Annotated in this window: 28 protein-coding genes, 4 tRNA genes and 1 pseudogene; 9 read left to right on the plus strand and 24 right to left on the minus strand. The window is 60.5% G+C overall.

Annotation, left to right across the window (positions count from 1 at the left end; genetic code table 11):
* Positions 1-74: 74 nt before the first annotated feature.
* Positions 75-1307 (plus strand): annotated as a pseudogene (locus EA795_RS07575) (EAL domain-containing protein); the annotation flags it as partial.
* A gap of 56 nt (positions 1308-1363) precedes the next feature.
* On the opposite strand, the gene EA795_RS07580 reads toward EA795_RS07575, so the two are convergent.
* The 18 genes from EA795_RS07580 to EA795_RS07665 form a co-directional block, all read right to left on the minus strand.
* Positions 1364-1831, minus strand: coding sequence for a hypothetical protein (locus tag EA795_RS07580; RefSeq protein ID WP_014852166.1), 468 nt, complete (start codon positions 1829-1831; stop codon positions 1364-1366).
* On the minus strand, positions 1831-2190 hold the full coding sequence (locus EA795_RS07585) for a hypothetical protein (RefSeq protein WP_170910137.1): 360 nt from the start codon (positions 2188-2190) through the stop codon (positions 1831-1833). The genes EA795_RS07580 and EA795_RS07585 overlap by 1 nt, the downstream gene beginning before the upstream one ends.
* Positions 2191-2207: 17 nt before the next feature.
* On the minus strand, positions 2208-2531 hold the full coding sequence (locus tag EA795_RS07590; RefSeq protein WP_014852164.1) for a helix-turn-helix domain-containing protein: 324 nt from the start codon (positions 2529-2531) through the stop codon (positions 2208-2210).
* Positions 2532-2630: 99 nt separating this feature from the next.
* The gene (locus tag EA795_RS07595) at positions 2631-3092 is read right to left on the minus strand and encodes a YkvA family protein (RefSeq protein ID WP_122076434.1); all 462 of its coding nucleotides are present in this window, start codon (positions 3090-3092) and stop codon (positions 2631-2633) included.
* 553 nt (positions 3093-3645) lie between these two features.
* Entirely contained in the window at positions 3646-3966 is a 321-nt protein-coding gene (locus tag EA795_RS07600) for a ComEA family DNA-binding protein (RefSeq protein ID WP_122076436.1), read from the minus strand.
* A 131-nt stretch (positions 3967-4097) separates the two neighbouring features.
* Positions 4098-5369, minus strand: coding sequence for a flagellar hook-associated protein FlgL (flgL, locus tag EA795_RS07605; protein ID WP_122076438.1), 1272 nt, complete (start codon positions 5367-5369; stop codon positions 4098-4100).
* Between the two features lie 11 nt (positions 5370-5380).
* On the minus strand, positions 5381-7435 hold the full coding sequence (gene flgK / locus EA795_RS07610; RefSeq protein WP_122076439.1) for a flagellar hook-associated protein FlgK: 2055 nt from the start codon (positions 7433-7435) through the stop codon (positions 5381-5383).
* A 2-nt stretch (positions 7436-7437) separates the two neighbouring features.
* The gene (flgJ, locus tag EA795_RS07615; protein ID WP_122076441.1) at positions 7438-8622 is read right to left on the minus strand and encodes a flagellar assembly peptidoglycan hydrolase FlgJ; all 1185 of its coding nucleotides are present in this window, start codon (positions 8620-8622) and stop codon (positions 7438-7440) included.
* Between the two features lie 9 nt (positions 8623-8631).
* Entirely contained in the window at positions 8632-9738 is a 1107-nt protein-coding gene (locus tag EA795_RS07620) for a flagellar basal body P-ring protein FlgI (protein ID WP_014852158.1), read from the minus strand.
* Between the two features lie 13 nt (positions 9739-9751).
* Positions 9752-10447, minus strand: coding sequence for a flagellar basal body L-ring protein FlgH (gene flgH / locus EA795_RS07625; protein WP_014852157.1), 696 nt, complete (start codon positions 10445-10447; stop codon positions 9752-9754).
* A 28-nt stretch (positions 10448-10475) separates the two neighbouring features.
* The gene (gene flgG, locus EA795_RS07630; protein ID WP_014852156.1) at positions 10476-11261 is read right to left on the minus strand and encodes a flagellar basal-body rod protein FlgG; all 786 of its coding nucleotides are present in this window, start codon (positions 11259-11261) and stop codon (positions 10476-10478) included.
* A 42-nt stretch (positions 11262-11303) separates the two neighbouring features.
* A complete protein-coding gene (flgF, locus tag EA795_RS07635) occupies positions 11304-12044 on the minus strand; it encodes a flagellar basal-body rod protein FlgF (protein ID WP_014852155.1) in 741 nt (246 codons plus the stop codon).
* A 201-nt stretch (positions 12045-12245) separates the two neighbouring features.
* On the minus strand, positions 12246-13745 hold the full coding sequence (locus tag EA795_RS07640; protein ID WP_122076443.1) for a flagellar hook protein FlgE: 1500 nt from the start codon (positions 13743-13745) through the stop codon (positions 12246-12248).
* Positions 13746-13787: 42 nt separating this feature from the next.
* A complete protein-coding gene (gene flgD / locus EA795_RS07645) occupies positions 13788-14465 on the minus strand; it encodes a flagellar hook assembly protein FlgD (RefSeq protein ID WP_014852153.1) in 678 nt (225 codons plus the stop codon).
* 19 nt (positions 14466-14484) lie between these two features.
* Positions 14485-14928: a flagellar basal body rod protein FlgC gene (gene flgC, locus EA795_RS07650; RefSeq protein ID WP_014852152.1), complete on the minus strand. Its 444-nt coding sequence runs from the start codon at positions 14926-14928 to the stop codon at positions 14485-14487.
* 14 nt (positions 14929-14942) lie between these two features.
* Positions 14943-15350, minus strand: coding sequence for a flagellar basal body rod protein FlgB (gene flgB / locus EA795_RS07655; RefSeq protein ID WP_058073483.1), 408 nt, complete (start codon positions 15348-15350; stop codon positions 14943-14945).
* Positions 15351-15573: 223 nt separating this feature from the next.
* Positions 15574-16398, minus strand: a complete 825-nt coding sequence (gene cheR, locus EA795_RS07660; RefSeq protein WP_014852150.1) for a protein-glutamate O-methyltransferase CheR — start codon at positions 16396-16398, stop codon at positions 15574-15576.
* Between the two features lie 39 nt (positions 16399-16437).
* Positions 16438-17370, minus strand: coding sequence for a chemotaxis protein CheV (locus tag EA795_RS07665; protein ID WP_014852149.1), 933 nt, complete (start codon positions 17368-17370; stop codon positions 16438-16440).
* A gap of 72 nt (positions 17371-17442) precedes the next feature.
* Here EA795_RS07665 and flgA point away from each other — a divergent pair, with 72 nt between their 5' ends.
* The 4 genes from flgA to EA795_RS07685 all read left to right on the plus strand — a co-directional run bounded on the left by flgA (position 17443) and on the right by EA795_RS07685 (position 19978).
* A complete protein-coding gene (flgA, locus tag EA795_RS07670) occupies positions 17443-18195 on the plus strand; it encodes a flagellar basal body P-ring formation chaperone FlgA (RefSeq protein ID WP_122076445.1) in 753 nt (250 codons plus the stop codon).
* Between the two features lie 105 nt (positions 18196-18300).
* Positions 18301-18633 (plus strand): flagellar biosynthesis anti-sigma factor FlgM, encoded by a 333-nt coding sequence (flgM, locus tag EA795_RS07675; RefSeq protein WP_014852147.1) that lies wholly within the window; start codon positions 18301-18303, stop codon positions 18631-18633.
* A 46-nt stretch (positions 18634-18679) separates the two neighbouring features.
* The gene (locus tag EA795_RS07680) at positions 18680-19150 is read left to right on the plus strand and encodes a flagella synthesis protein FlgN (protein ID WP_014852146.1); all 471 of its coding nucleotides are present in this window, start codon (positions 18680-18682) and stop codon (positions 19148-19150) included.
* A gap of 78 nt (positions 19151-19228) precedes the next feature.
* On the plus strand, positions 19229-19978 hold the full coding sequence (locus EA795_RS07685; protein WP_043942539.1) for a flagellar brake protein: 750 nt from the start codon (positions 19229-19231) through the stop codon (positions 19976-19978).
* A 255-nt stretch (positions 19979-20233) separates the two neighbouring features.
* On the opposite strand, the gene EA795_RS07690 is transcribed toward EA795_RS07685, so the two are convergent.
* Positions 20234-20310, minus strand: a tRNA-Arg gene (locus tag EA795_RS07690).
* 270 nt (positions 20311-20580) lie between these two features.
* Here EA795_RS07690 and EA795_RS07695 point away from each other — a divergent pair.
* The 3 genes from EA795_RS07695 (at position 20581) to EA795_RS07705 (ending at position 21559) form a co-directional block, all read left to right on the plus strand.
* A complete protein-coding gene (locus tag EA795_RS07695; RefSeq protein ID WP_065984298.1) occupies positions 20581-20799 on the plus strand; it encodes a hypothetical protein in 219 nt (72 codons plus the stop codon).
* A gap of 42 nt (positions 20800-20841) precedes the next feature.
* Entirely contained in the window at positions 20842-21027 is a 186-nt protein-coding gene (locus tag EA795_RS07700; protein WP_014852143.1) for a PA3371 family protein, read from the plus strand.
* Positions 21028-21232: 205 nt separating this feature from the next.
* Entirely contained in the window at positions 21233-21559 is a 327-nt protein-coding gene (locus EA795_RS07705) for an Arc family DNA-binding protein (RefSeq protein WP_014852142.1), read from the plus strand.
* A 127-nt stretch (positions 21560-21686) separates the two neighbouring features.
* On the opposite strand, the gene mgtE is transcribed toward EA795_RS07705, so the two are convergent.
* Entirely contained in the window at positions 21687-23129 is a 1443-nt protein-coding gene (gene mgtE, locus EA795_RS07710; RefSeq protein ID WP_014852141.1) for a magnesium transporter, read from the minus strand.
* Positions 23130-23491: 362 nt separating this feature from the next.
* On the opposite strand from mgtE, the gene EA795_RS07715 reads away from it, so the two are divergent.
* On the plus strand, positions 23492-23992 hold the full coding sequence (locus EA795_RS07715; protein WP_014852140.1) for a DUF4124 domain-containing protein: 501 nt from the start codon (positions 23492-23494) through the stop codon (positions 23990-23992).
* A gap of 51 nt (positions 23993-24043) precedes the next feature.
* Here the strand turns inward: EA795_RS07715 and EA795_RS07720 are convergent.
* From EA795_RS07720 to csrA, 4 genes are all read right to left on the minus strand, one after another.
* Positions 24044-24120, minus strand: a tRNA-Arg gene (locus EA795_RS07720).
* Between the two features lie 71 nt (positions 24121-24191).
* Positions 24192-24268: transfer RNA gene (locus EA795_RS07725), tRNA-Arg, on the minus strand.
* 111 nt (positions 24269-24379) lie between these two features.
* Positions 24380-24470: transfer RNA gene (locus tag EA795_RS07730), tRNA-Ser, on the minus strand.
* A 62-nt stretch (positions 24471-24532) separates the two neighbouring features.
* The gene (gene csrA, locus EA795_RS07735) at positions 24533-24718 is read right to left on the minus strand and encodes a carbon storage regulator CsrA (RefSeq protein ID WP_003283978.1); all 186 of its coding nucleotides are present in this window, start codon (positions 24716-24718) and stop codon (positions 24533-24535) included.
* Positions 24719-24790 lie beyond the last annotated feature (72 nt).

Consider the following 24790-nt stretch of genomic DNA (forward strand, 5'->3'; position numbering starts at 1 on the left):
ATCACCCTGCGATAGAAATACGAAGGCCGCAGCTCTGCGGCCTTCGTATTTTCAGCCTCCATCACGAGCCCACCATGACCGTCACCGAGCAGTTGAGCAATCTGGATCGCATCCTTGCTCACGGCGACATCACCACCCTGTTCCAGCCGATCGTCTCGCTCTCGCAACGACGTGCACTCGGCCACGAAGCCCTGACCCGAGGCCCGTCCAACAGCGCGTTGCACTCACCGATCAACCTGCTGGCGGCGGCACGTCACGGCGGTCGCCTGAACGACCTGGAGATGCTCTGCCGCCAGAACGCCTGTCGTCGCTACCGCCAACAGCATCTGCCGGGCAAACTGTTCCTCAACGCCTCGCCTGAAACCCTGCTGGACGCCACGCACAAGCCCGGCCGCACCCTGGAATTGCTGCAGTCGTTCGGGATTCCGGCCAGCGAGGTCGTGATCGAGCTGACCGAGCAGACGCCAACGGATGACTTCGAACTGCTGGATACGGCCCTGCATCACTACCGGACCATGGGCTTCTCGATCGCCCTGGACGACCTGGGCGCCGGTTATTCCAGCCTGCGCATGTGGTCGCAGCTACGTCCCGATTACGTGAAGATCGATCGGTACTTCATCGATGGTATCCACCTGGATCCGGTCAAGCGTGAGTTCGTCCAGTCGATCCTGAAAATCGCCGAGACGTCCCGCGCACAGGTGATCGCCGAAGGGATAGAGCTTGCCGAAGAGCTTCGCGTGCTGTCCTCGATGGGTGTGGATCTGGTCCAGGGATACCTGCTGGGGCGACCGCAGGAAGTGCCACGCCTGAACACCGAGGGCCTGTTGTCGTCATCAGGCTGGAGCCAGCCGGTACCGTTCGAGGTACCTGACGATCTCTCGACACTGCTGCTTGATCGGAACGCCGTTCTGGTCGACCGATCGGTTGCGGAGGTGCAAGAGGTGTTCAACCGGGAAGACCAGTTGAACGCAATCGCCGTTGTGCGAGCAAACGGCGAGCCGGCCGGTATCGTTCACCGCAGCCAGCTCATCGAAGCACCGCATCGCACGATCGCCAACCAACCCGTCTGTCAGCTGATGAAGCTCGATTACCTTGCGGTGGAGTTAGGCCAGCCGCTGCATCAACTCAGCCGTTTGCTGACGAGTCAGGAGCGTATCGATGAGGCATTCATCATCACCCGGAACGGCCGTTATCACGGCCTGGCACGCACCATCGACGTGTTGAAGCTGATCACCGAGATGGCGTTCCGAACGCGTCATGCCGCGTCGCCGCTACCGCCCAGCAGCCTACCGTTCCGGCATTCGCTGCAGTGATTCGCCTGCTCGGCCGTTGGCAGCGATAGCGAGAAAGATCGGCCAGCGATTCAAAGCCCCAGCCTGGCCGCAATCGCCCGGTACTGCTCCGCCTGCTGCTCGTCTGCCTTGAGCCCATGCCCTCCTCCGGCGTACAGCTGGGCCAGACGAGATGCGGCGAGCGGGTGTCCGGCAGCGGCCGCCAACGCCCACCAGCGGGCGGCTTCGTTGCCATCGGGGCCGTGCTTGGCATCCTCGCTGAGGCTCACCACGCCCATCTGGTAGGCCGCCTTGGCATCACCGGCTTCGGCCGCCAGACGCAGGAAGCGAACTCCCTCGCGCTTGGCGCCATAGCCCTGCCCCCGGAAAAGCAGGATATGCCCATAGAAGCTCTGCGCCCGGGTGTCGCCCAGCCCCGCCATTCGCGCGAACTGCCCCTCCATCCAGCGCCATAGCCGCGGTTGCCGAACGGCCCAGCGCGACTCCATCAGCTTGCGCGCAGTGAAGTAGCCCATGCGGGCACGCAGTTTCAACAGCATCAGGAGATCTCCGGATAGATGAACTCGAACACCCGCGCCACCTCACCGGCATGCCAGGAAGCCGCTGCAGGGCCGTCGGCAGGCCCCGCAAAACGCCCAAGGCGCGCGACACACTCGAAGAAACCGGTTCGGGGCAAACGGCTCGCGCTCTGGCTGATGACCAGCGCGCTACGCAACGGACGCTCGGCCTGCGCATCGAGCGCGGCCAGATGTTCGAGCGCCGCTGCCAGCGTCTGCATCGCAGGCGCTGGCAATTGCAAACGCTCCAGCAACGCCCGATAAGTCACCAGATGCCGCTGCCGCCGCGCACTCTCCAGCTCGTCGAGCAAGGCCTGCCAATGCGGCCGGCTGATGCGCATGGCGGGCGCCTGCTGGCTCAAGCGTCGTCTCCCCACCCTGAAAGCCCTAGGGCCCGTGCCAACGCACGCCGTATGGCCGCATCGGGATCACGTTCCCCAGTCTCGATCAAGCCCAGGTATGCGGGGCTGATGCCCACCGACCTGGACAGCGCTTCGAGGCTCATCCCTTGCGCTTCACGCAACACGGTCAATTCGCTGAACTTCGGTGGCGCGGCGACAGGCGTGACTGGTGGCGGAGCGGCTGCTGGGCGGCCAACTGCATTCAGCAGCGCCTGATAGTCGTCCCAAGGGAGCACCGCATATTCCGGCGCGCCATCGCGCATGATCACCTGAACATTCATCCGCTTGCCTCATTCGCCATGATTCACAGGCCGTGAATCTTAACAGGCTGGGCGCGAAGATTTAGACATAGAAGCGGATCATGAGGCGTAACGGAGGAATCAACGGTCGCCGCGAGCGTCGGTTGGCGCGGCCATCGGCTCGTCAGGTGCTGGCGCGCGTTCCAGGCTGGCCTGCACTTCTTTCGGCTGTGCTTCTTTCCAGCGGCGAAACGCCTGCAGTTCCGTCGACCATTTGCGCATCACCCAGCTGAGTACGGCCAGATCATCGATGAACCCCAGCCCGGGGATCCAATCAGGCACTGCATCCATGGGCGAAAGGAAATAGAGCAGCCCCGCTACCACAGCGACCAGAGCCGGCTTGCTGATAGCACGATACTCACCTTTCCACCAGGCCACACAGAGCGCTTGCGACAGCGAAAGATCCTCGCCCAGGCTCTTCAGCCACCCGCCGCCGGAAGACCGCTTGCGAGCCACGGCGATGAGAATGGCAGGCAGGCGCCCTCGGGAAAGAACGCGTTGCGCCAGCGGCAGATATTTCATCAGATTCCAGGGTACTTTCATGACAAATCGCTCGCTAAGGCCCGTACCCTTTGGCTTCCAGGGTTATCCACAAAAGTTGTGGATAAGTCTGTGAGCAAAGTATGGATGAGCGCCGCAAACGCCCGGCTGATGCGGGCTCCCTACAGATCGACGCCTTTTTACTCACTACAAATTAACTATTAAAAATCAATCACTTACGAAAAAAGGCAACTCACATCGCCCTGAAGGAATAAACCCGGCCTTCTCAACGTCCCGAATGTGCATAACCGAAGCATGTCAATTCCTTTTTTCGCCAGTTTGGCTATTTTCCGCCAGCCGCAAGCAGCGTTTCACTACTGTTTCAGCCAGTCATCAACCGACCGAACAGTCCGTTGAAAACCCGATGACCATGCCTAGAGGACAGCCGACGACGGCCAATCGTTCGAGCAACCATACATGCCGTCCAGTGCGCCGGAGCGAGCGACGCCTGGATACCGCTACGGATCCCAGCCTTGGAAGCGATCGGTACAGCGGCTGGTGAAACGACAAGGGCCGATCGATTGATCGGCCCTTGCATCAGAGCTGCTGGGAAGAATCAGTTGAGACTAAGCTTGCCTCGATTCTTTTCCAGGGTGGCGGCACCGATACCCTTCACTTCAAGCAGCTCGTCGACAGAAGTGAACGGGCCGTGCGCGTCACGATACTGGACGATTGCCCTGGCCTTGGTCGCACCGATACCGGTCAGTTCGCGGGTCAGGGTTTCAGCATCGGCAGTGTTGAGGTTGATCGCGCCTGTTTCGATTACGGCACCTGGGCTGGTATCGACCGGCTCGGATTGGGTGGCGGCCGCATGGCCTGAGAGGGAAACGCTGGTCAGCAGTGCGAAGGCAACTGCCGAAAGAAAGGCTTTGCTCATGAGTCATGTCCTTATGTTGAGTGTGTCTCAGCGCGGTACATCCTTGCCCCGCGCGCCGTCCAATCTAATCGGCCACACCTCCATGTCAAACCATGACGCGGCGTTTTGTGAGCCCCGCCGCGCTTTTCAGTTCATCGCATGGAATTGAACAGGTTGAGACTGCTGATCTTCACGTAGCTCTGCTGCGCCGCCTCGAGGATGATGGTCTGGAACGAGAGCCGTGACAGCGCCTCGGCGTAATCCAGCTCGCGCAAGTCGGCCTGCACCGATTTGTTCACCAGCGCCACGTCTTCGTTGTCGGTCAGGGTGGATTCGATCACGTTCAGTCGTGCGCCGATATTGCCCCGCGCGGCATCCACGCTGACCATGCCATGGTCGAGGTTGGTCAGGCTCACCGCCACCGAGTCGCGAATGTCGGCGTTGCTGGAGGACGGGTCTTCCAGGGTCTTGCGCAGGTTGGCGATGGTGCCCAGGATGCCCTGCTTCTGCGCCGACGGATCCAGGGTGACTTCTATCGACTCCCCACCGGTCGGCATGCCATCGAACTTGATCATCACGCCACGGAAAACCAGCTCGTCCGCCGTTTCCCCATCAGCGTCGACCGAGCCCGAGGCGAGCACCAGGTCGGGATCGATGGGTGGGTTGGCGAAATCCGGGGCGGCCGCCAGGTCATAGACGACGTACTCGCTCTCAGAAGTGAAATGCACACCCACCCCTGCCGCCGGAAACGCCGGGTTTCCCGCGATGGCCACCTCGTCCTGTACCAGAGGCGCGGAAACGCTCAAGGTCGAGCCAGGCGCCGCACCCGAACTGTCGACTTCGCTCCTGTAGCGCCCCGCGTTGGTGACGTTCTCGAATACCGCCTTGCCGCTGTCGCTGATGGCGATGCTCAGCGAACTGGCGATCTGCAGTTTGCGCTGGCCCTCGTCACCCTGGTAGCTGTAGCTGCCGTCGGCGGCGCGCACGAAAGGCTGCGTCTTGCCCTGGAAGCCGGAGAACAGGTACTCGCCGCGCGCATTGCGGGTATTCATCAGCGACAGCAGCTCGTCCTCGCGCTCACTCAGCTCGGCGGCGATGGACTGGCGATCCTCCGCCGAGAGAGAGCCGTTGCCGGCGCGCAAGGCCAGCTCGCGCACGCGCAGCAACACGGTATTTACCGAGTTGAGCGTCACTTCCTCCTGGGTCAGGCTGCTGTCCGCCGCCGTCAGGTTGGCGTTGTACTGGTTGAGCACGTTCTGCTGCTGTTCGAGCTGCAGCAGGCGCACCGATGCGACCGGGTCGTCGGCCGGCGTGAGGATACGGTTGCCGGTGCTGATCTGCTCCTGGGTGCGCGTAACGTTGGAGTAGTTGCGCTGCAGTCCGGTGACGCCGTTGTTGAAGGCTTGCAAGGTCGAGATGCGCATGGGCGGGCCTGTTACCTGAAGGAGCTGATCAATGTATCGAACAAGGAGCGGGCAACTTGAATGATCTGTGCCGAGGCGTTGTAGTACTGCTCGAACTTGATCAGGTTGGCCGCCTCTTCGTCGAGGTTCACCGCCGACAACGAATCTCGATTGTCGGTCGCCTGCTTGAGGATGGCGCCGGTCGCTTCGTTGTCCATCCGCGCCTGCGCCGTCAGGGTGCCGACCCGCTCGACCAGTTCGCCATAGCCGTCGGTGAAGCTGAAGCCCGAGCCGGCGACGGAACCGTCGACGCCGACGGTCTGCTTGCTCTGCAGGTCGGCCAGCTTCAGCGCATTGCGGTTATCCGATACGCCGCTCTGGTTGAAGGTGAGCGAGAAGCTGTCGCCCGTCTGCGGCCGTCCACTGACGCTGAAATCGAACTGGTAGGTCTCTCCCGAGGCCCCCGTATAGGCCAGCCGCACGGAGTTGCTGTTGCCGGACTGGAGCGTCGGAGCCGTTGTCAGCGGATTGCCGTTTTCATCCACATAAGACCAGCCGGCCGGCAAAGAGCCTGCATCGGTCAGGGTATAGCTACCGTCGGCGTTGACGGTTGCCGTCAACTCCAATCCGCTGCCGAAGGCTGCATTGAGTTCGGCAAGGTCGATGGGTGAAGGCGCGGACACCATGTCCGGCTGGCTGATCGCGCCGGTACCGGCGTTCTGCAGGTTGCTCTCGGCGCGCACCGGCGACGCGAAGGCGAGCTGGTCGGCCTGGTCGAGGATGGCGCTGATGTCGGTGGCGCCGCGACGCGTAGGTTGCAGGGTGAACTTGTCGCCGGCCGCAGGTGCCGGTGTTCCCGGGACGATTTGGAAACCCTGGTCACGACCATTCTTGTCGGTGATGCTCAGGGTGCCGTCCGCAGCGGCGGTAACCGTCATGGGCTGGTTGTCGCTCAACCGCCGGACCTTGTAGCTGGTACCGTCATACTCCATCAGGTAGTCGCTGGTGGTCAGCTGGCTGGTGTCGGTGATGTTCAGCGCCGGCTGCGCGCTGCTGCTGTTGCCGGAGAAGGCGTTGACACGGAGCTTCGCCAGCGCCGGATCGTTGTAATCTCCGAACAACGCCGAGCCCACCTGCCCCTTCAGGTCCAGACCCTGCCCCAGCTGGCTGTTGATCTGATCACTGACCGCCAGCGCCAGCCGCCCCAGCGAGTTCATGGTCGAGTCCAGCACTTCCTCGCGGTAACGGATCAGGCCACCCAGCTCGCCGCCGGTGATCTGTGAGGTGATGCCCTGCCGCGAGCCGCCACTGATGAACTGCACCTCGTGGCGATTGGGATCGCCCTGCCCTGGCACGACCTCCAGTCGCGCCACGCTGCTGCCCACCACCAGCGGCTGGCCGCTGCCGATGAAGATGTTGAAACTGCTGTCGTCCTGCGGGACCACGGTCACGCCGATGTAGGAAGAAAGCTGACGCACCGCTTCGTCGCGGGCATCGAGCAGGTCGTTCGGCTGCTTGCCGTTGGCGGCCGCGACGGCGATCGCCTCGTTCAGGCTGCCGATGCTGCCAGCCAACCGGTTGACCTGATCGGTGACCGCGGCCATCTGCTTGTTGGTGAAGCTGTTCTGCTCGGAAAGTCGGTCATACACGGTGTTGAAGCGCCGCGCCAAGCCTTCGGCCTCGGCCAGCACCAACTGGCGCGCGGGAATGTTGGCCGGGTCCTCGGCGGCGGTCTGCAGCGCGGAGAAGAAGCTCTGTAGCGAGGGCGTGATACCGGTCGTGCTGCCGGCCAGCAGCGAGTCGAGCTGGTCGATCTGGCTCTTGTAGGCCGCGACGTCGCTGTTCAAGGCGGTGCTGCTGCGCACCTGGTTGGTAAGGAATTCGCTATAGGTTCGGCGAACGTCCACCAGGGTCGTGCCGGAGCCGATATAACCGGCGCCGCTGAACTGCGGCGACGTGGTGGCCTGGCTGGCATTCTGCCGGCTGAAACCCGGCGTGTTGACGTTGGTGATGTTGTGGCCGGTAATCGACAGTTGGGTCTTGCTGGCGCTCAGGCCCGAGAGGCCGATATTCAACAGGTCAGCCATGATTAGCCTCTGGTCCGCATGGCCGGCGCCGTACTGGCGTCAGCGATGGTTTGATAGGTTTGTACCTTGCGCGCGATCTGGTTGATTTTGCGTGCATATTGCGGGTCGGTCGCATAACCGGCCCGCTGCAATTCACTGACGAAGCGCTCGGAGTCGCCGGTCGTGCTCGCCACCTGGATCGCCTTCGAATAACGGTCGTTGCTCTCCAGCAACCTCACGTAATCGTTGAAGCTCTGCTCGAACGAATCGTAGGCACGAAAGCCCGCCTTCTCGCGGGTGGCGTTGCCGTTGACGTACTCGGTCGTCATCACGGTTGCCGAGGCGCCTTTCCAGCCGGTGGCCTTGATGCCGAACAGGTTGTGGCTGTTGCTGCCATCCTGCTGACGGATCATGGATTTGCCCCAGCCGGTTTCCAGCGCGGCCTGAGCCACCAGGAAACGTGCTTCCACGCCGAGCCGCTCGGCGGCCTTTTCCGCCATGGGCAGCATGGTGGCGATGAATTCGGCCGGCGAGCTGAAATGCTTCTTGCCGGGAACGGCCGGCTCGGCGGTCGACACACCGTTGATGGTCAGCGGCTTGTCCTGCGGTGCGGCGAAGGCGGTGGCCGGCTTCCAGTCCATGTCGACCAGGGGTTGCGACTGCCCAGCCTGGCTGACCGCGGGGGCCGAAGCGGCCGCCTCGGCCATCGCCTGTACGGCAAGCTTGCCCGGCAAGGAAAGGCGACGCTGATTGAGCAAGGCAACGTCATTGCGGCTTGCCTCTGCCGGCACCGCCGCGGTATTGGGGTTGCTCGCCCATTTCGCCCCGGCGGTTTGCGCCACCTGGTCGAAGGGGTTGGGTTTGGTGCTGACCTCTTTCTGCTTGGTCAGCTGGCGAATCAGCACTTCGGCCAGGCCTACACCACCGCCCTCGCGCGACAGCGTGACCGACAGCTGCTGATCGTGCATGTCCTGGTACTGCTTGCTGGCCTGGCTGTTGAAGGGGTTGTCTTTGGACAGCACCTCGGTAGCCGAACGCATCGACTTGAGCATCTCGTTGAGAAACAGCGACTCGAACTCCTGCGCCACCTTGCGCACGTTCTCCTCGCCGTCGCGATCCTTGCCCACCTTCAGCTGGTTGAGGCGATTGAGGTCCGAGTAGCTGCCGCTGTCGAGGCTGCGCTGGCCGAGGCCCAGTCGATTTTCCATCTGCTGTCCTTAGATCACGATCAGGTCGGCTTGCAGAGCGCCGGCTTGCTTGAGCGCCTCGAGAATGGCCATCAGGTCGCCTGGCGCCGCCCCCACCTGATTGACCGCACGAACAATTTCGTCAAGCGTCGTACCGGGGCCGAACTTGAACATCGGCTTGGCTTCCTGCTCGGCACTGACCCTGGAATTGGGCACCACGACGGTCTGTCCATCCGAGAAGGGGTTGGGCTGGCTGACCTGCGGATCTTCGGAAATCGTGACGGTCAGGCTGCCGTGGGTCACCGCCGCCGGCTGTACCCGCACGTTCTGGCCGATGACGATGGTCCCGGTGCGCGAATTGATGATCACCTTGGCCACGGCCTGGCCGACCTCCACCTCCAAATTCTCCAGGATCGACAGGTAATCCACCCGCTGGCTGGGATCCAGCGGCGCGCTGATGCTCACCGAGCCACCATCGAGCGCCTGCGCCACGCCCGGCCCGAGCAGGTCGTTGATCTGGTCGACGATGTTCTTCGCCGTGGTGAAGTCCGGACGGTTGAGGTTCAGCGTCAGCGTGTTGCCTTGGTTGAAGGCGCTGGGCACCGGACGTTCGACCGTCGCACCGCCCGGGATACGGCCGGCCGAGGGGACGTTGACGGTAATGCGCGAGCCATCGGCCCCACCAGCGTCGAAGCCGCCGACCACCAGGTTGCCCTGGGCAATGGCATAGACGTTGCCGTCGATCCCTTTCAACGGCGCCATCAACAGGCTGCCGCCACGCAGGCTCTTGGCGTTGCCGATGGACGAAACCGTGATGTCGATGGTCTGGCCCGGCTTGGCGAACGGCGGCAAGTCCGCGTGAATGGAAACCGCCGCGACGTTCTTCAGCTGGACGTTGCCACCCGCCGGCACCTTGATGCCGAACTGCGCCAGCATGTTGTTGAAGGTCTGCACCGTGAACGGCGTTTGCGTGGTCTGGTCACCGCTGCCGTTGAGGCCGACCACCAGGCCGTAGCCAACCAGCTGGTTGGTCCGTACGCCGCTGATGGTGGCGATGTCCTTCAGTCGCTCGGCCTGAACCGGCGCTGCCGCCAGGGCCACGAGCATCATCACGACGAGCGCATTGAGTACTTTCATCGCCAGCACCTGCTCAGAACGGCCACAACGGGCTGATGAAGAAACGATCCAGCCAACCTGGCTGGCTTGCATCGGCGAAGGCACCCGTTCCCGAGTAGGTGATGCGAGCGTCGGCGATACGTGTGGAAGGCACCGTATTGTCGGTGGCGATGTCGTCCGAACGGACCAGGCCGGCGATGCGCACCAGCTCGTCACCGGTGTTGAGCGTCATCCATTTTTCCCCACGAACCGCCAGGATGCCGTTAGGCAGCACCTCGGAAACGGTCACCGTAATCGAACCGGAGAGGCTGTTGCTCTGCCCCGCCTGCCCCGAGCCGGAGGTATCGCGCGAGGCATCATATTCGGCACCCAGGCTCATGCTGTTGCCGGTCAGCGGATTGGCCATCGATACGGCACCGCCGAACAGCGAACCCAGGCCGATGTTGGCGCTGCTGTCCTTGGATATCTTCGAGTTCGAGTTCTTGCTCGCCTGGGTCTTCTCATTGAGCGTAATGGTGATGATGTCGCCCACCCGGTAGGCCTTGCGGTCGTCGAAGAGGTATGTCTCGAAACCCGCCTGATAGATGGCACCGTTGTTCTGCGCAGCCGGCAGTGGCGTTCGCGGCAGCACCGGCGCGTAATAGGGGTCGTCCGGCTTGGGCGCAGGCGCCACGCAGCCGCCCAGCACAGCGGCGGACATCAGCAGGAGGAAACTCGACAAGCGACGCATATTCACCTCAATCAGCAACGGCGTTCGATTACAGCTGCTGGGTCACGAAGGACAACATCTGGTCGGCGGTGGAAATGACCTTCGAGTTCATCTCGTAGGCGCGCTGCGTGGTGATCATGTTTACCAGCTCCTCGACGACGCTGACGTTGGAGTTTTCCAGGGTGTTCTGCAGCACCGTGCCCAGGCCGTTGAGGCCCGGCGTGCTGACCTGGGGCGCGCCACTGGCCGCGGTCTCCAGGAACAGGTTGTTGCCCATCGCCTGCAAACCGGCCGGGTTGACGAAGTCGGCCGTCTGCAGGTTGCCGATGATCTGCGGCGCGGGGTTGCCCAGGGTGGTGACCGAAACGGTGCCATCTTCACCGACGGTGAAGGTCTGGGTTTCCGGCGGCACGACGATGGCCGGCTCCAGCGCATAGCCGTTGGACGTGACGATCTGGCCGTCGGCATTCAGGTGGAAACTGCCGTCGCGCGAGTAGGAAAGGGTGCCGTCGGGCAACAGCACCTGGAAGAAGCCGCGCCCGTTGATAGCCATGTCCAGCGGCTGCTCGGTGGTCTGCAGGCTGCCGGCGGTGAACTGCTTCTGCGTACCGACGATACGCACCCCGGTACCCAGCTGCAGACCGGACGGCAGTTCGCTGTCCTGGGTCGACTGCCCGCCCGGCTGGCGACGAATCTGATAGAGCAGGTCCTGGAATTCGGCCCGGTCTTTCTTGAAGCCGGTGGTGGATACGTTGGCCAGGTTGTTGGAAATGGTGGTCAGGTTCATGTCCTGGGCGGACAAACCGGTCTTACTCACCCAAAGTGCTGGAAGCATGGTCTTCTCCTGGTGCGCCGCTCATCGGCGCAACGTCTTGAATTAGCTGATCTGAAGGATTCGGGCTGCCGCGGCGCCGTCTTCTTCGGCGGTGCGCATCATCTTCACGTGGAGTTCGAATTGCCGGGCCAGCGCCAGCATCGAGGTCATTTCGGCGACCGCATTGACGTTGCTCGTTTCGAGAAAGCCGGAGGTCACCCGCACTGCGGCATCCGCCTCGACCGGCTGCCCGTCCTTCATGCGAATCATGCCGTCGGTGCCCTTCTCCAATTGCTTCGGATCGGGATTGACGAGTTTGAGCCGATCGACCGTGACGACGACGTTCGGATCCTCGCCAAGGGCGCGAATGCTGATGGAGCCATCGTGGCCGACCTCGACCTTCTCTTCCGGCGGAATGGCAATCGGCCCGGCATTGCCCATCACCGGCAGACCATCGCCAGTACGCAGCATGCCGAGGGTGTCGATCTTCAGGCTCCCGGTGCGTACGTAGGCTTCGCTACCATCCGGCGCCTGCACGGCGATCCATCCTTCACCTTCGACGGCCACATCGAGATCGCGCCCGGTTTCCTGCAGGGTTCCCGAGGAAAAGTCGGTACCGGGCCGCTCGGTCATCGCGTAGACGCGCGCCGGAAAACTGTCGCCGAACACCTGCATGGAACGCGCCTGCTCGAAGTCGCGGCGAAACCCGGTGGTTGAAATATTCGCCAGGTTGTTCGCGTGCGCCTGCTGGGCGCGCGCGTTCTGGCTGGCACCGGTCATGGCCACATACAACATCTTGTCCATGAAAACCTCCGTGACTCGGGATTGACGTCGAAGCGTATTTGAGCTGAATCAAAGCAAGCGACGTGCCAGCGCCATTGATTACTAGCAACCCGTTGATCTAAAAAGAGTTCTCTGAAAAAGAAAAAGACCCGGATGGGTCTTTTTCGGCATCGACGGCGGAATACTGCCAGTAGCGGCAATCGATGATTGCCGCCGTCAGCATCAGCGCAGGTTGATGATGGTCTGGGTGATGGCGCTTTCGGTTTCGATGGTCTTGGCGTTCGCCTGGTAGTTGCGCTGAGCCACGATCAGGTTGACCAACTGATCCGACAATTCGACGTTGGAGTCTTCCAGCGCACCGGCCTGCAGCGCGCCCAGCGTGCCGGAACCCGGCGTGCCGACCACCGGCTCGCCGGATTCGAAGGATTGCACCCACTGCGTCTTACCCACCGGTGTCAGCCCCTGCACGTTGGCGAAGTTGGCGAGGATGATCTGACCCTGCACCTTGGACTGACCGTTGGTATAGCGCGCGAAGATCACGCCGGTATCGTCGATTTCCAGGCCGGCCAGCTCGCCGGTGGTGTAGCCATCCTGGGCGACGCTATTCACCGCGAAAGCACTGGCGAACTGGGACGACTTGGAGAAATCCAGAACGATGCCGTCCGGGTTGGCCAGGGCGCCATTGGGCGACCAAGTAGCCGGAGTTGCGCCATTGGAAATGGCCGGAACCCAACCACCAGAGGGTGGATTACCGGTAGCGGCATTGAGGGTCACCTTGTTTGTTCCATGATCAATGCTGAACAGCTCCGTAGCCTCGTCGCCAGTAATGCTCTGCAGTGCACCCGATGCATCGAAAGCAAGCCCCAGAACGTATGGCTGCGTCCCGGTGGGATCAGCCGGATTGCGGCCGTCGATCAGCACCTTCATATCCCAGCTGTTGGCTCCGGTCTTGACGAAATACTGCGTCATGACGTGGGCATTGCCCTGGGAGTCGTAGACGTTGAGCGATGTGGAGTTGTTGTAGGTGGTCGGATCGGTCGGGTCGAAGGTGGCGTTGGCCTCGGCGAGCGCCAGGGACGCATCGGCGGCCCAGTTATCGGCTTCCATTGCCGCGATAGCGGCTTCCCGATCTGCGGCGCCGTTGTCGATCCGTTGCTGGACTTCAGCTTCATACTGGCGATCCAACTCGGCGTCATAAGTCGTCTGCCAGGTCACCGGCGACTTCAGCGTCGAGTTCAGATTGAAGGCGGTATTGATCGTACTGGTCGCCTTCGGCTCCTGGTTGGTGGTCTGGATCTGCAGATCACCTACCACACCGTTTTGCAGGTTGCCGTTGCCGTCCACCGGAAAACCCTGCAGCTTGTAGCCGAAGTTGTCGACCAGGAAGCCTTCGCGATCGGTGCCGAAGTAACCGGCACGGGTATAGCTCACCGCACCGTTGTTGCTGACCTGGAAGAAGCCGTTGCCGTTGATCGCCAGGTCCAGCGCATTCTGCGTGTAGTTGATGTTGCCCTGGTTGAACTGCTGGGAAATGTTGGACATCAGCACGCCGCTGCCCTGCGGGTTCTTGCCGGTGCCCAGCACGGACGCCGCATAGACGTCGGAAAACTCCGCCCGCGATTGCTTGAAGCCGACCGTACCGGCGTTGGCGATGTTGTTGCCGGTTACGTTGAGATCCTTGCTGGCGGCACGCAGGCCGCTGAGACCGATATTGAACGACATGAATGCTCCTTCGCCGGAACTGCCGGCAGTTACGGACGATGGTTACTGGCCGATGACCTGTACATGGGAAAGCGGAACGCTGCCGAGCCCGGCGAGATTGAGCATCAGCTCGCTGCCTCCCAGGGTCACGCTGTCGACGTTCGCCGGCAGCAGGGTGTAGAGCGCCTTGGTCTCGCCTTCGTAGGTGGCTTGTGCCTCGAATTTATAGGTTCCAGGCGGCAAGGTATTGCCGCTGGCATCCTTGCCGTCCCACATGAAGGAGATGTTCCCCGCTTCCTGCTGGCCCATGTTGATCCGGTTGACCACCGCCCCCGTATCGTCATAGACGTTGACGTAGACGTTACTGCTGCTGACGGGCAATACCATGCTGGCCTTGAAGGTCTCGCTGGTATCCACCACCGCCTTGTCGGTCGGGACTATCACCTTGCGCCCGACCAGCGAGGACGCCTGCAGCGCCTGGGAGGACTGGTAGCCGGAAAGCAGGGTTTCCATGCTGGTGTTCAGCTTCTCGATACCCTCGACCTGGCTGAACTGCGCCAGCTGGGCAATGAATTCGCCATTCTCCTGCGGCTCCAGCGGGTTCTGGTTGTTCAGCTGGGCTACCAGCAACTCGAGGAATTCGTTCTTGCCGAGATCGTTGCCCTTGACCTCACGATCCTGCCCGAACTGATATTGATCGAGTACCGAACTGGTGCCGCCGACGCCGTTTGTAGTGCTCATGCGTGTGCTCTCGTAGGGATCACTGACCCAGGGTCAGAACTTTCTGCAGCATGGTCTTGGCCGTGTTCATCAGTTCGGCATTGGTCTGGAACGAGCGGCTGGCCGAGATCATGTCGGCCATCTCTTCCACCACGTTGACGTTCGGGTAGTACACGTAACCCTCTTCGTTCGCCGCCGGATGGTCAGGCTCGTAGCGGGCCTGCAGCTCGCTTTGATCTTCCACCACGCCGAGCACCTGAACACCCGCGCCAGCCTGGTCCTGCCCGGCGAAGAGGGATTCGCTCGGAGCACCGCTGGCCTGCTGCAGGACGGTCGCGAACACTGGATGACGGGCCCGGTAGGTCTGGTCGACGCTGGAGGAAACCGTCTCGGCGTTGGCGATGTTGCTGGAAATGGTATTCAGGCGAGTGCTCTGGGCACTCATGCCGCTACCGGCAATATTGAAGACACTGCTGAGTGACATGGGCACTGCTCCTTTTATTCGCCGCGCAGGGCGCTCATGAGCCCTTTGAACTTGCTGTTGAGCAAGGTAAAGCTCGCCTGGAAGTCGATGGCATTTTCCGCGTAGGTGGATTGCTCGATCTGCAGATCGACGGTGTTCTGATCCAGCGACGCATGATGAGGCGTGCGGAAACGCAACGAGGGATCGGCGATTTCCAGCCCTTCGGCGGCAATGTGCTTTTCGTTGGTGAGATTGACGCCGAAGCTGCCCTGCTGGCTCTTGGCAGCCTGCGCGGCCAGGACACTGCTGAACTCCAGGTCCCGCGCCTTGTAGTTGGGGGTATCGGCGTTGGCGATGTTGTTGGCCAGCACCTCGGCACGCTGGGCCCGAAAGCCCAACGCCTTCTCGTGAATCCCCAACGCCTTGTCGAAACTGATGCTCATGCTCTGGCCCCTCTGCCGGATACAGGTCTGCTTGGCAAACCTTCAGCAAGGGCCGTGCCATCCAGGCAAAGCATTGAAATACAAGGAGATTCCAGAAGCAGGAAGCTGCCAACCGTCAAAAAGCGGCAAGTTGCTTCCGATCATTTGCCGCTGTTATCGCCGCAGCCGACATTTTTCTGCCGCCCCGACGGCAACTACTTCGAGCACAGCTCGGAGGACGCCGCTACTTGGCCTTGTAGATGATTCCCGGGCTGCACTGCACCATCTGGTACAGCTCGGGTAAACCGTTGAGTGCCTCGGAGGCGCCGAGAAACAGGTATCCGCCCGGCTTCAAGGTGGCGTGAATGCGCCTGAGAATGTCCTTCTTCACGTCCGCCGAAAAGTAGATCAGCACGTTGCGGCAGAATACGATGTCGAACTTGCCCAGGACCGCGTAGCTGTCCAGCAGATTCAAGGCGCGGAATTCGACCCGGCTGCGAATGGCCGGCTTGACAGCCCATCGGCCCGGCGCCTTCACATCGAAATAACGCTGCAGGCGCTCGGTGGACAGGCCGCGCGCAATCGCCAGGCTGTCGTATTCAGCCGTCTTGCAAGCCGCGAGCATGGTGCTCGACAGCTCGGTAGCAACAATCTGCACCCCCGTCTTGCCGACGCTCGGATTGTTTCGCTCGTACTCGTCGATGGTCATCGACAACGAATAGGGCTCCTGCCCCGACGAACAGGCCGCGGACCAGATGCGCAAACGCTGGCCCGGAGCATTCTTGAGCAACTCCGGTAGGACGCGGTTCTTGAGCACCTCGAACGGATAGGCATCGCGAAACCAGAGCGTCTCGTTGGTCGTCATCGCATCGACCACCTGCTCGCGCAAGCCACTGCGCGGCTGGGCCTGGATCTTGCGCACCAGATCACCCAGGCTCTTCAGACCCTGCTGCTCCATCAGCTTGTTGAGACGGCTGGACACCAGATATTGCTTGTTGCTGCCCAACAGAATGCCGCACGACTTCTCGAGAAATACGCGGAACTGATCGAAATCCAGATCACCTGACACTAAAAATACGCCTCATCAAAGGTATTGAGAGGACAAGCCTCAGTTGCCATCCGTGCTTCGAATTCGCTCTACCACACGCTTCGCCAAATCATCGGGCTGGAATTTGGCCAGGAAATCATCCGCCCCTACCCGCCTGACCATCGTCTGGTTGAACACCCCCGAAAGCGAAGTATGCAAGAGAACGTGCATGTCCTGCATGGCCGGGTTCTGGCGGACCTCGGTGGTCAGCGTATAACCGTCCATTTCCGGCATCTCGATATCGGAGATCATCATGATGAATTCCTCCGACGGTTTCTTGCCCTCGGCCACCAGCTCTCTCAGATAAGTCAGCGCCTGACGGCCATCGTTGCGCGCGACCACTTCGATCCCCAGGTTCTGCAAGCACCGCACCACCTGCTTGCGCGCAACCGAAGAGTCATCGACCACCAGCACCTTGCAGGAAGCCGCGCGCGTTCCCGCCGCGGTGCCCAGGACCTCGATCGAGACCACCTCCGACATCGGCGCCGCCTCGGCCAGAACCTTCTCCACATCGATGATCTCGACCATCTGGTTATCGATATGGGTCACTGCGGTCAGATAATGATCCCGCCCGACGCCGCTGGGTGGCGGCAGGATATCGGCCCAGTTCATGTTGACGATCCGCTCCACGGAGCGGACCAGGAAACCCAGCACCTGAGTGTTGTATTCGGCGATGATGACGAAGCTATTGGACAGATCCTCGAGCGCCGGCTTGCCGGTGGCGAGCGAAAGATCGAGGATCGAAAGCGTGCTACCGCGAATGTTCGCGACACCGCGCACCACCGGGCTGGACTTGGGCATGTGCGTCAAGCGCGGGCATTGCAGAACTTCCTTGACCTTGAAAACGTTGATGCCATAGAGCTGCTTGTCATCCAGACGAAACAGCAGAAGTTCCAGACGGTTCTGCCCGACCAATTGCGTGCGCTGGTTAACCGAATCCAATACACCGGCCATGCCAGTTTTCCTCTTGCTTGGTGATGGGCGATACGCGTCAGACAGCGGCACGCACCTTGCTTTGAATGGAACATGAGCGAACAAACGACTTTTTTCCGACGCTTCGGCAAGCTGCTTTGCAACGCCATCTTTCTACCGGCCTTGCTCGGCCTGAGCCAGTTAGTCGATGCAGCAGCCGTAACACGGCCTCAGCAGCTTATCGACGTCACCCGCGACTTTCTTGAGCAAAGCGTCACGGACTATTTGCAGCGTAGCCAAATTCAGGGCCGTCATGAAGTCGAAGTAACCCGCCTGGATCCTCGCCTGCGCCTGGCCCAGTGTGACACGCCCCTGAGCACCAGACTGGAAAGCCCTGCCCAGCCGGTCGGCCGAACCACCGTAAGGGTCAGTTGCGAGGGCAGTTCGCCTTGGTCGATTTTCGTTCCCGCACAGGTGCATCTGTATCGGGAAGTTATCGTGGCGAGTCGACCGCTCAAACGAGACAGCGTACTCAGCGCGGCCGACGTCACCCTGGCCGAACGGGACGTGGGCCTGCTCAACCAGGGCTATCTGACGGAACTCGACCAGGCCGTGGGCAACAAGCTGACGCGCGGCAGCCAACCGCATCAGGTCATAACCCCCAATCAGATTTCTCTGGCCGAGATCGTGCGCAAGGGCGACCAGGTCGTAATCACTGCCAAAAACGCTGCGATTAATGTGAGAATGCCTGGCGAAGCAATGGACGACGGGGCACTTGGTGAGCAGATCAGGGTCAAGAATGTACGCTCCGGACGAACCGTCAAGGCCCGCGTGGTCGGTGCCGGGCATGTAGAGGTCGCCATGTAAATGGCGACTGTTGCTCATTCGCGATTAAGCCTGTCAAAAAGACTAAAGTTTTTTTCGGTACTGCCGAAAAGCAGGCAAGCGTCCTGACTTCTTCGAGGTTTCACCATGGTTATCGACTTCAATCGCCCCAATAGCGCAGCCGGCCCCACCGGCGGACGCAGCGGCAACGTACAGAACAGCGGCGGCCCCACCGCACCTCAGGCACCTTCAGCCGATAGCGCTCGAAACGTCCCGGGCAACAACGTTGCCGCTGGCGAGAACGTTCAACTGAGCCTTGAAGCACAACGCCTGCAACAGGCGGCGGAGAAGCTGAACGATCAACCATCCGTCGACCAGGAGCGTGTTGCCCGGTTGAAACAAGCCATTGCTGATGGCAGTTATCAGGTCGACAATCAACGCGTGGCGAGCAAGCTGCTGGCGTTCGAAAGCCAGCGCTGAATCGTAACGCCACACGATGGTCGGACGCCCGCCCATAGAGGCCGTAATGCAAGATACAGCGCTACTCCAACAGTTCATCGACGATATCGGCATTGCCGAGCAACTACTTGAACTGACGAATCGCGAATACCAGACGCTGAGCGAGCGCAATCTCGTCGAACTGGAAAAACTGCTCACGCAGAAACAGAGCCTGCTGGCACTTCTCGGTCAGCATGCCACCCTCCGCAGCCAGGCCCTTGCTGCACGTCAATTGAGTGCCGATCGCAGTGGTCTCGAAGCCTTCTGCGCCACATCCCCAAGCGGCACGGACATCCTCGAACAGGCAGGCAAACTGGAAAAGTTGCTGGCTGACTGCCGTACCGCCAATGAGCGCAACGGCCAACTCATTCGCACCAACCAGGCCGCCGTCGGCAGCATGCTGAACATCCTCCAGGGCAGCAATCAAGCGCCGAACCTGTATGACCGTCGTGGCGGAGCGGCGAAAACATCTCATCAGCGCCCATTAAGTCAGGCTTGATTGTCCTCGCCAGCAAATGGTGATGGCACAATGCTATGCTTTCATTGATATCAATCAAATGCCGGAGAGCATTGCAAAGTGTCTAACCCTTTTTTCGAGGAAGAAGGCCCTCAGCCGCCCAAAATACTGAGGACGCCGACCGAGGTCTTCGCCCACTTGCGGCCCCTGCAGGAATACAACACCCCGCTTCTCATTCGCTTCATCGAGCGTAATCAGCGCTACCAGAGCTTTCTCGTCGAGTTGAACCGCGAAAAAGGCTGGATCGCCCTTGACGAGCTGATTCCCAGCGACGGCGATCGCCTGATGGCGGCCGGCGAGCCCTTTCAGATCGAAGGCTTTCATGAAGGCGCCCGCATTGCCTGGAAGAGCGACGGAACGGTTCACCCGAGCGAACTGGACGGCGCACGCTGCTATTGGGTCCCGCTGCCTGCCGAAATCACCTATCACCAGCGCCGCAACGCATTTCGCGCTCAGCCCGCAGGTCAGCGTGTCGACATTTCACTGAGCGGCAGCACACTGAAGAATCCCCTTGAAGGCAACTTGCTGGACATGTCTGCCACAGGCTGCAAACTCAGCTTCAAGGGAGACGTGCAGAGCCGCCTGCACCCCGGCCAGATATACGATCAGCTCGCGATCAAGCTGCCATTCGGCACGGTGACCAGCGCAGCCGAACTGCGCCATGTTCTCTTCGATGAAAAGCAGAACCTGACCTTCTGCGGCTTGCGCTTCCATCAAATGAGCGGACTGGCGCAGCGCCAGATCGAACGGTTCGTATATCAGCTGCAACGAGAAGCCCGGCGAGATCAGACGAGCGACCGCTTCAGCTGATCGGCATTTCTCATATCACTTCGCCGGCGAGTCGCCGATGAATCAGGGCATACACCTGCTGCAAGTGATGTGCCGGTATGGCTGAGCGTCAGCCGCTCGGCGCGACAGCCATTACAGCTCCGCAGTGCAAGAGCAATCGGTGACCTTCGATACTGATGACAGCCGCGCGTCGATCAGCCCGACCATGCCATGGAGGATGTCCAAGCCCATAGGCGGGCCGGCGTGAACGCTGCTGCGGTTGAAGGAATATCAAACTGGCGTCCCAGGCGAGGTTCGAACTCACAACCTTCCCCTTAGGAGGGGGATGCTCTATCCAATTGAGCTACTGGGACGTAGGGAAATGCGGGCCAGCATGGTAGCGATCATTCACGCTTTTGTCATGCGTGATCGGAGTCCAAACCGGCTTACGGCGGCACCAGCAATGGACGAATGGAATGTCATTGCAAAATACCCGACCTCAGAACTGGCACCCTTGCAAAGCGCACGGACGTCATTTCGAGCATCTAACCTAAGACATTGATTCAAAAGGATAAATTCATACAGGACTTCTGGCATAGCGCGTGCTTAAGCATAGGAAGAACACACACGCGAAGGAGACGCTCGTGCCGCATTCGATCTATCTACTCAGCACGATGCTGCTGGCCACAGCCGCCATGGCGACCCAACTGCATCATTCAAAGCCAGGCATGGATCATCAGCCATCCACGGCGCAGCCACGCGATTTCGGAGCTTTCGCCACCAGTGGCGAAACCAGAACACCCATCTTCACCAGCGAGACCACGGTGATCATGTCAGCGCCCCAACAGAGGTGGGTCTTCTAACATCAGCTCGCCCTCAATCCAGGGCCCGCAGGAGAGATCGAGATGTCCAAATCTGCCTTGTGCTTTCTGAGTCTCACGTTGATCTGCAGCGCAGTCACATTTGCTGACGCCACGAGCATGCCATTTTGGGAAATGGCCGCCAAAGCAGGCATCGGCATTTTCGGCCTGCTGTTCGTCGCTTCGCTGTTCGTCGGAAGGCGCATCAAGTTCGATCCGGTATTGCGCTAGCACCGTCAGACCGGGCGGTAGTTCACAATGCAGGCACAATGACACTACAACGCCTTTACTATTCCTGAGGTCGACGTATCATTGGCGCCAGCAAGCCGTCTTTCAACTTTTTACACAGCCTGGGAACAGTTCCTGCTGTTTGGTTGTCAGACCGGTGACAGAACGGCAATACGCCACCATCGCTCACCTGACTAACCGGTTTAATATGCGACCTATGAAACAGGCAGTTTACTCCAGCCGAACGGCTGACAAGTTCGTGGTTCGACTTCCCGATGGCATGCGTGAACGCATCGCTGAGGTCGCACGCAACCATCATCGCAGCATGAATTCGGAGATCATCGCTCGTCTGGAGCAAAGCCTTCTGCAGGAAGGAGCACTGGGTGATGAGCTGAACATGCGCCTGGACAGCCCAGAGCTGTCACTGCATGAACGCGAACTGCTGCAGCGTTTCCGGCAGCTGGCTCATCGGCAGCAGAATGCGCTGGTAGCCCTGATCGCACAGGATGTGGAAATGGCCCGCGAGGACGATTGAAACGCGAACCGTCGCAACTGCCTGAAGCAAGACCACAAACGCCCCGATGATTCGGGGCGTTTTATTTGGTGAGAAAGAAAGCTGTGCGGCCTGCAATCCGGCGCCTCGATGGCCGAGGCCGCCAGCATCAGAGAAGGAAAACCGTCGCCAGGCCCAGGAAGATGAAAAAGCCTCCGCTGTCCGTCATCGCGGTGATCATGACACTGGAGCCCAGCGCCGGATCCCGCCCCAAGCGCGCCAATGTCATGGGAATCAACACGCCCATCAACGCAGCCAGCAACAGGTTGAGCGTCATCGCCGCAGTCATCACCAGACCGAGCGACCAGCTGTCATAGAGCCAATACACCACAAGCCCTATCACACCGCCCCAGATCAGCCCATTGAGCAAGCCGACGCCCGCCTCCTTGCGCAGCAGTCGCGTACTGTTGCCGGTGCCGATCTGGTCCAGCGCCATGGCCCGTACGATCATGGTGATCGTCTGGTTTCCGGAATTGCCACCAATACCGGCCACGATCGGCATCAGCGCGGCCAGGGCCACCAGTTTCTCGATCGAACCATCGAACAGGCCGATCACTCGCGAGGCGACGAACGCCGTGACCAGGTTGACGGCCAGCCAGGCCCAGCGGTTGCGCAGCGATTTCCAGACGGAGGCGAAGATATCCTCTTCTTCGCGCAGACCCGCCATGCTCAGGACTTCGCTCTCGCTCTCCTCACGAATCAGGTCGACCATCTCGTCGATGGTCAGACGCCCGATAAGCTTGCCGCTCTTGTCCACCACGGGGGTGGAAACCAGGTCATAACGCTCGAATGCCTGAGCCGCCTCATAGGCATCTTCATCTGGGTGGAAGGTCACCGGATCGCTGGCCATCACTTCAGCGACCTGCTTTTCAGGATCGTTGACCAGTAGGCGCTTGATCGGCAATACGCCCTTGAGCACGCCGTCGTAGTCGACGACGAACAGTTTGTCGGTATGCCCCGGTAGCTCCTTGAGCCGCCGCAGATAGCGCAACACCACTTCCAGGCTGACGTCTTCGCGGATGGTCACCATCTCGAAGTCCATCAACGCGCCGACCTGGTCCTCCTCGTAGGACAGCGCCGAGCGAACCCGCTCGCGCTGCTGCGCATCGAGGGTTTCCATAAGCTCGTGAACGACGTCGCGAGGCAGCTCTGCGGCGAGATCCGCGAGCTCGTCAGCATCCAGATCCTTGGCGGCCGCCAGGATCTCGTGATCGTCCATGTCGGCGATCAGCGTCTCGCGCACCGCATCGGAGACCTCGAGCAGGATATCGCCATCGCGCTCGGACTTGACCAGTTGCCAGACGGTCAAGCGATCGTCCAGCGGGAGCGCCTCGAGAATATGCGCGACGTCCGCCGGGTGCAGCACCTCTAGCTTGCGCTGCAGCTCGACCAGATTCTGACGATGCACCAAGTTCTCGACCCGCTCCTGGTGCTGTCCTTCCTGGCGGTGCGCCAGATCCTCGACGAGCCTGTGGCGATGCAACAGCTCGACGACCTGCGCCAGACGATCCTGGAGACTTTCTTGTGGCTTCTTTGCTTCTACTTCAGTCATGGCGCACTCCACCCCCAGCGGCGGAACACGCCAGGGGATCAATCATTGGCAAGCGAAAATATTGAGCGACTACTGGGCAAATCCATGAAGGAGGGTTCCAACGGCCCCTTTGGGCGGATAGCGCAATCATAGCATCGCCGATGCCAGGCCCGAACGCTGAAATGCAAGCAATACAATCGTTTGCGTGCAATACGAGCCTATTTTCCTCGCGCACACCGCAGCGGCTTACTGTCGACGCATTCACGCTACGACAAGGCACGGCTGCGCTACGAGAAAATTATCCGTCGGGGTCTGTTAAGGTTTCGCTACCGGTCAAGGCGACTCGACCGAGGCATCCCATCGATCGTCAAGGAGGACGACCCATGCGAACACTGCTATCCGGCGCCACCCTCTGCGCCCTGCTCCTGGCCAGCCCCACTCATGCCGCCAGCGTCTACCGCTGCGTTGACGAGACCGGGCACGTCACCTTCACTCGTCAGGGCTGCGCGCCCAGCCAGACCGCGCAGGTGCAAAACGCTTTCAACCCCACGCCGGGTTCGGGAAAAGCCACTCGAATGGCAGAGCCCTCATCGCAACAGGCCAAACGGCAACGCAAGCATGCTGATACGGGAGCCACGCTGACGGTGGTCGGCGAACAGGACGATGGCTGCGGCAACCTGTTGACACAGCAGGCTCGACGCAAGGCCATTGTCGAGCAGCAGGTCCGTGCCGGCATGACCCGCGCAGATATCGAAAGCGCTCTGGGCAGGCCCGACACCATTACCAGCAACAACGGACAGACACGGTACCGCTACAGCGCCCAGAAAGGCCGATCCAGAAGCGTGAGTTTCGATGAGAACGGATGCGTTCGTGTAAAAAACTGACTCGACCCAGAAATGAAAAAGGGCCTGCATTTCTGCAGGCCCTTTTCAATTTGGCGGACTCAGGAGGATTCGAACCTCCGACCGCTCGGTTCGTAGCCGAGTACTCTATCCAGCTGAGCTATGAGTCCATCTTGCGCTTTTAGACCAGATCACCCCTGGTTACAGCAGCCAACCGCGTTGCCGCGATTCGCTTCGTTAATGGCGCACTCAGGAGGATTCGAACCTCCGACCGCTCGGTTCGTAGCCGAGTACTCTATCCAGCTGAGCTATGAGTGCGCTGAGGGTGCGCATTATAAGTTCATGATTTTCTTGGTCAAGCACTTTGCTTTGATAGTTTCGATCAGTGCAAAGCGCCAGAAACCAAACCACTAACTCGACAATGCAATATGGCGGAGAGGGGGGGATTCGAACCCCCGACACCCTTTTGAGATGTACTCCCTTAGCAGGGGAGCGCCTTCGGCCACTCGGCCACCTCTCCGCAACACGGGGCGCATAATACCCATCTTTACCCCGCTTGCAAAGCCAAAAATCGGATAAAAATTAATGGCTTGGTTCCTGGTCCTTCTCTTTCTGGATCCGCTGGTAAATCTCCTCGCGATGCACCGCAACCTCCTTGGGAGCATTCACGCCTATACGCACTTGGTTACCCTTGACGCCCAGCACGGTGACAGTCACATCGTCACCCACCATCAGGGTCTCTCCGACCCGGCGAGTCAGAATCAGCATTCCTTTCTCCTTAAACGGATTCAGTTCAGTAAGCAGTCTGCAAAATTAAAAACGGATAATGTTCCGTGGGAC

Source organism: Stutzerimonas nitrititolerans (assembly GCF_003696285.1).
GTDB classification, from domain to species: Bacteria; Pseudomonadota; Gammaproteobacteria; order Pseudomonadales; family Pseudomonadaceae; genus Stutzerimonas; species Stutzerimonas nitrititolerans.

What these genes read in the sequence shown, in the direction of transcription:
- EA795_RS07580 (WP_014852166.1), bottom strand. Translation starts at nt 1,831, where the DNA reads ATGCTGTTGAAACTGCGTGCCCGCATGGGCTACTTCACTGCGCGCAAG.
- EA795_RS07585 (WP_170910137.1), bottom strand. Translation starts at nt 2,190, where the DNA reads ATGCGCATCAGCCGGCCGCATTGGCAGGCCTTGCTCGACGAGCTGGAG.
- EA795_RS07590 (WP_014852164.1), bottom strand. Translation starts at nt 2,531, where the DNA reads ATGAATGTTCAGGTGATCATGCGCGATGGCGCGCCGGAATATGCGGTG.
- EA795_RS07595 (WP_122076434.1), bottom strand. Translation starts at nt 3,092, where the DNA reads ATGAAAGTACCCTGGAATCTGATGAAATATCTGCCGCTGGCGCAACGC.
- EA795_RS07600 (WP_122076436.1), bottom strand. Translation starts at nt 3,966, where the DNA reads ATGAGCAAAGCCTTTCTTTCGGCAGTTGCCTTCGCACTGCTGACCAGC.
- flgL (WP_122076438.1), bottom strand. Translation starts at nt 5,369, where the DNA reads ATGCGCATCTCGACCTTGCAAGCCTTCAACAACGGCGTCACCGGACTG.
- flgK (WP_122076439.1), bottom strand. Translation starts at nt 7,435, where the DNA reads ATGGCTGACCTGTTGAATATCGGCCTCTCGGGCCTGAGCGCCAGCAAG.
- flgJ (WP_122076441.1), bottom strand. Translation starts at nt 8,622, where the DNA reads ATGGAAAATCGACTGGGCCTCGGCCAGCGCAGCCTCGACAGCGGCAGC.
- EA795_RS07620 (WP_014852158.1), bottom strand. Translation starts at nt 9,738, where the DNA reads ATGAAAGTACTCAATGCGCTCGTCGTGATGATGCTCGTGGCCCTGGCG.
- flgH (WP_014852157.1), bottom strand. Translation starts at nt 10,447, where the DNA reads ATGCGTCGCTTGTCGAGTTTCCTCCTGCTGATGTCCGCCGCTGTGCTG.
- flgG (WP_014852156.1), bottom strand. Translation starts at nt 11,261, where the DNA reads ATGCTTCCAGCACTTTGGGTGAGTAAGACCGGTTTGTCCGCCCAGGAC.
- flgF (WP_014852155.1), bottom strand. Translation starts at nt 12,044, where the DNA reads ATGGACAAGATGTTGTATGTGGCCATGACCGGTGCCAGCCAGAACGCG.
- EA795_RS07640 (WP_122076443.1), bottom strand. Translation starts at nt 13,745, where the DNA reads ATGTCGTTCAATATCGGTCTCAGCGGCCTGCGTGCCGCCAGCAAGGAT.
- flgD (WP_014852153.1), bottom strand. Translation starts at nt 14,465, where the DNA reads ATGAGCACTACAAACGGCGTCGGCGGCACCAGTTCGGTACTCGATCAA.
- flgC (WP_014852152.1), bottom strand. Translation starts at nt 14,928, where the DNA reads ATGTCACTCAGCAGTGTCTTCAATATTGCCGGTAGCGGCATGAGTGCC.
- flgB (WP_058073483.1), bottom strand. Translation starts at nt 15,350, where the DNA reads ATGAGCATCAGTTTCGACAAGGCGTTGGGGATTCACGAGAAGGCGTTG.
- EA795_RS07665 (WP_014852149.1), bottom strand. Translation starts at nt 17,370, where the DNA reads ATGGCCGGTGTATTGGATTCGGTTAACCAGCGCACGCAATTGGTCGGG.
- flgA (WP_122076445.1), top strand. Translation starts at nt 17,443, where the DNA reads ATGAGCGAACAAACGACTTTTTTCCGACGCTTCGGCAAGCTGCTTTGC.
- flgM (WP_014852147.1), top strand. Translation starts at nt 18,301, where the DNA reads ATGGTTATCGACTTCAATCGCCCCAATAGCGCAGCCGGCCCCACCGGC.
- EA795_RS07680 (WP_014852146.1), top strand. Translation starts at nt 18,680, where the DNA reads ATGCAAGATACAGCGCTACTCCAACAGTTCATCGACGATATCGGCATT.
- EA795_RS07700 (WP_014852143.1), top strand. Translation starts at nt 20,842, where the DNA reads ATGTCCAAATCTGCCTTGTGCTTTCTGAGTCTCACGTTGATCTGCAGC.
- EA795_RS07705 (WP_014852142.1), top strand. Translation starts at nt 21,233, where the DNA reads ATGCGACCTATGAAACAGGCAGTTTACTCCAGCCGAACGGCTGACAAG.
- mgtE (WP_014852141.1), bottom strand. Translation starts at nt 23,129, where the DNA reads ATGACTGAAGTAGAAGCAAAGAAGCCACAAGAAAGTCTCCAGGATCGT.
- EA795_RS07715 (WP_014852140.1), top strand. Translation starts at nt 23,492, where the DNA reads ATGCGAACACTGCTATCCGGCGCCACCCTCTGCGCCCTGCTCCTGGCC.
- csrA (WP_003283978.1), bottom strand. Translation starts at nt 24,718, where the DNA reads ATGCTGATTCTGACTCGCCGGGTCGGAGAGACCCTGATGGTGGGTGAC.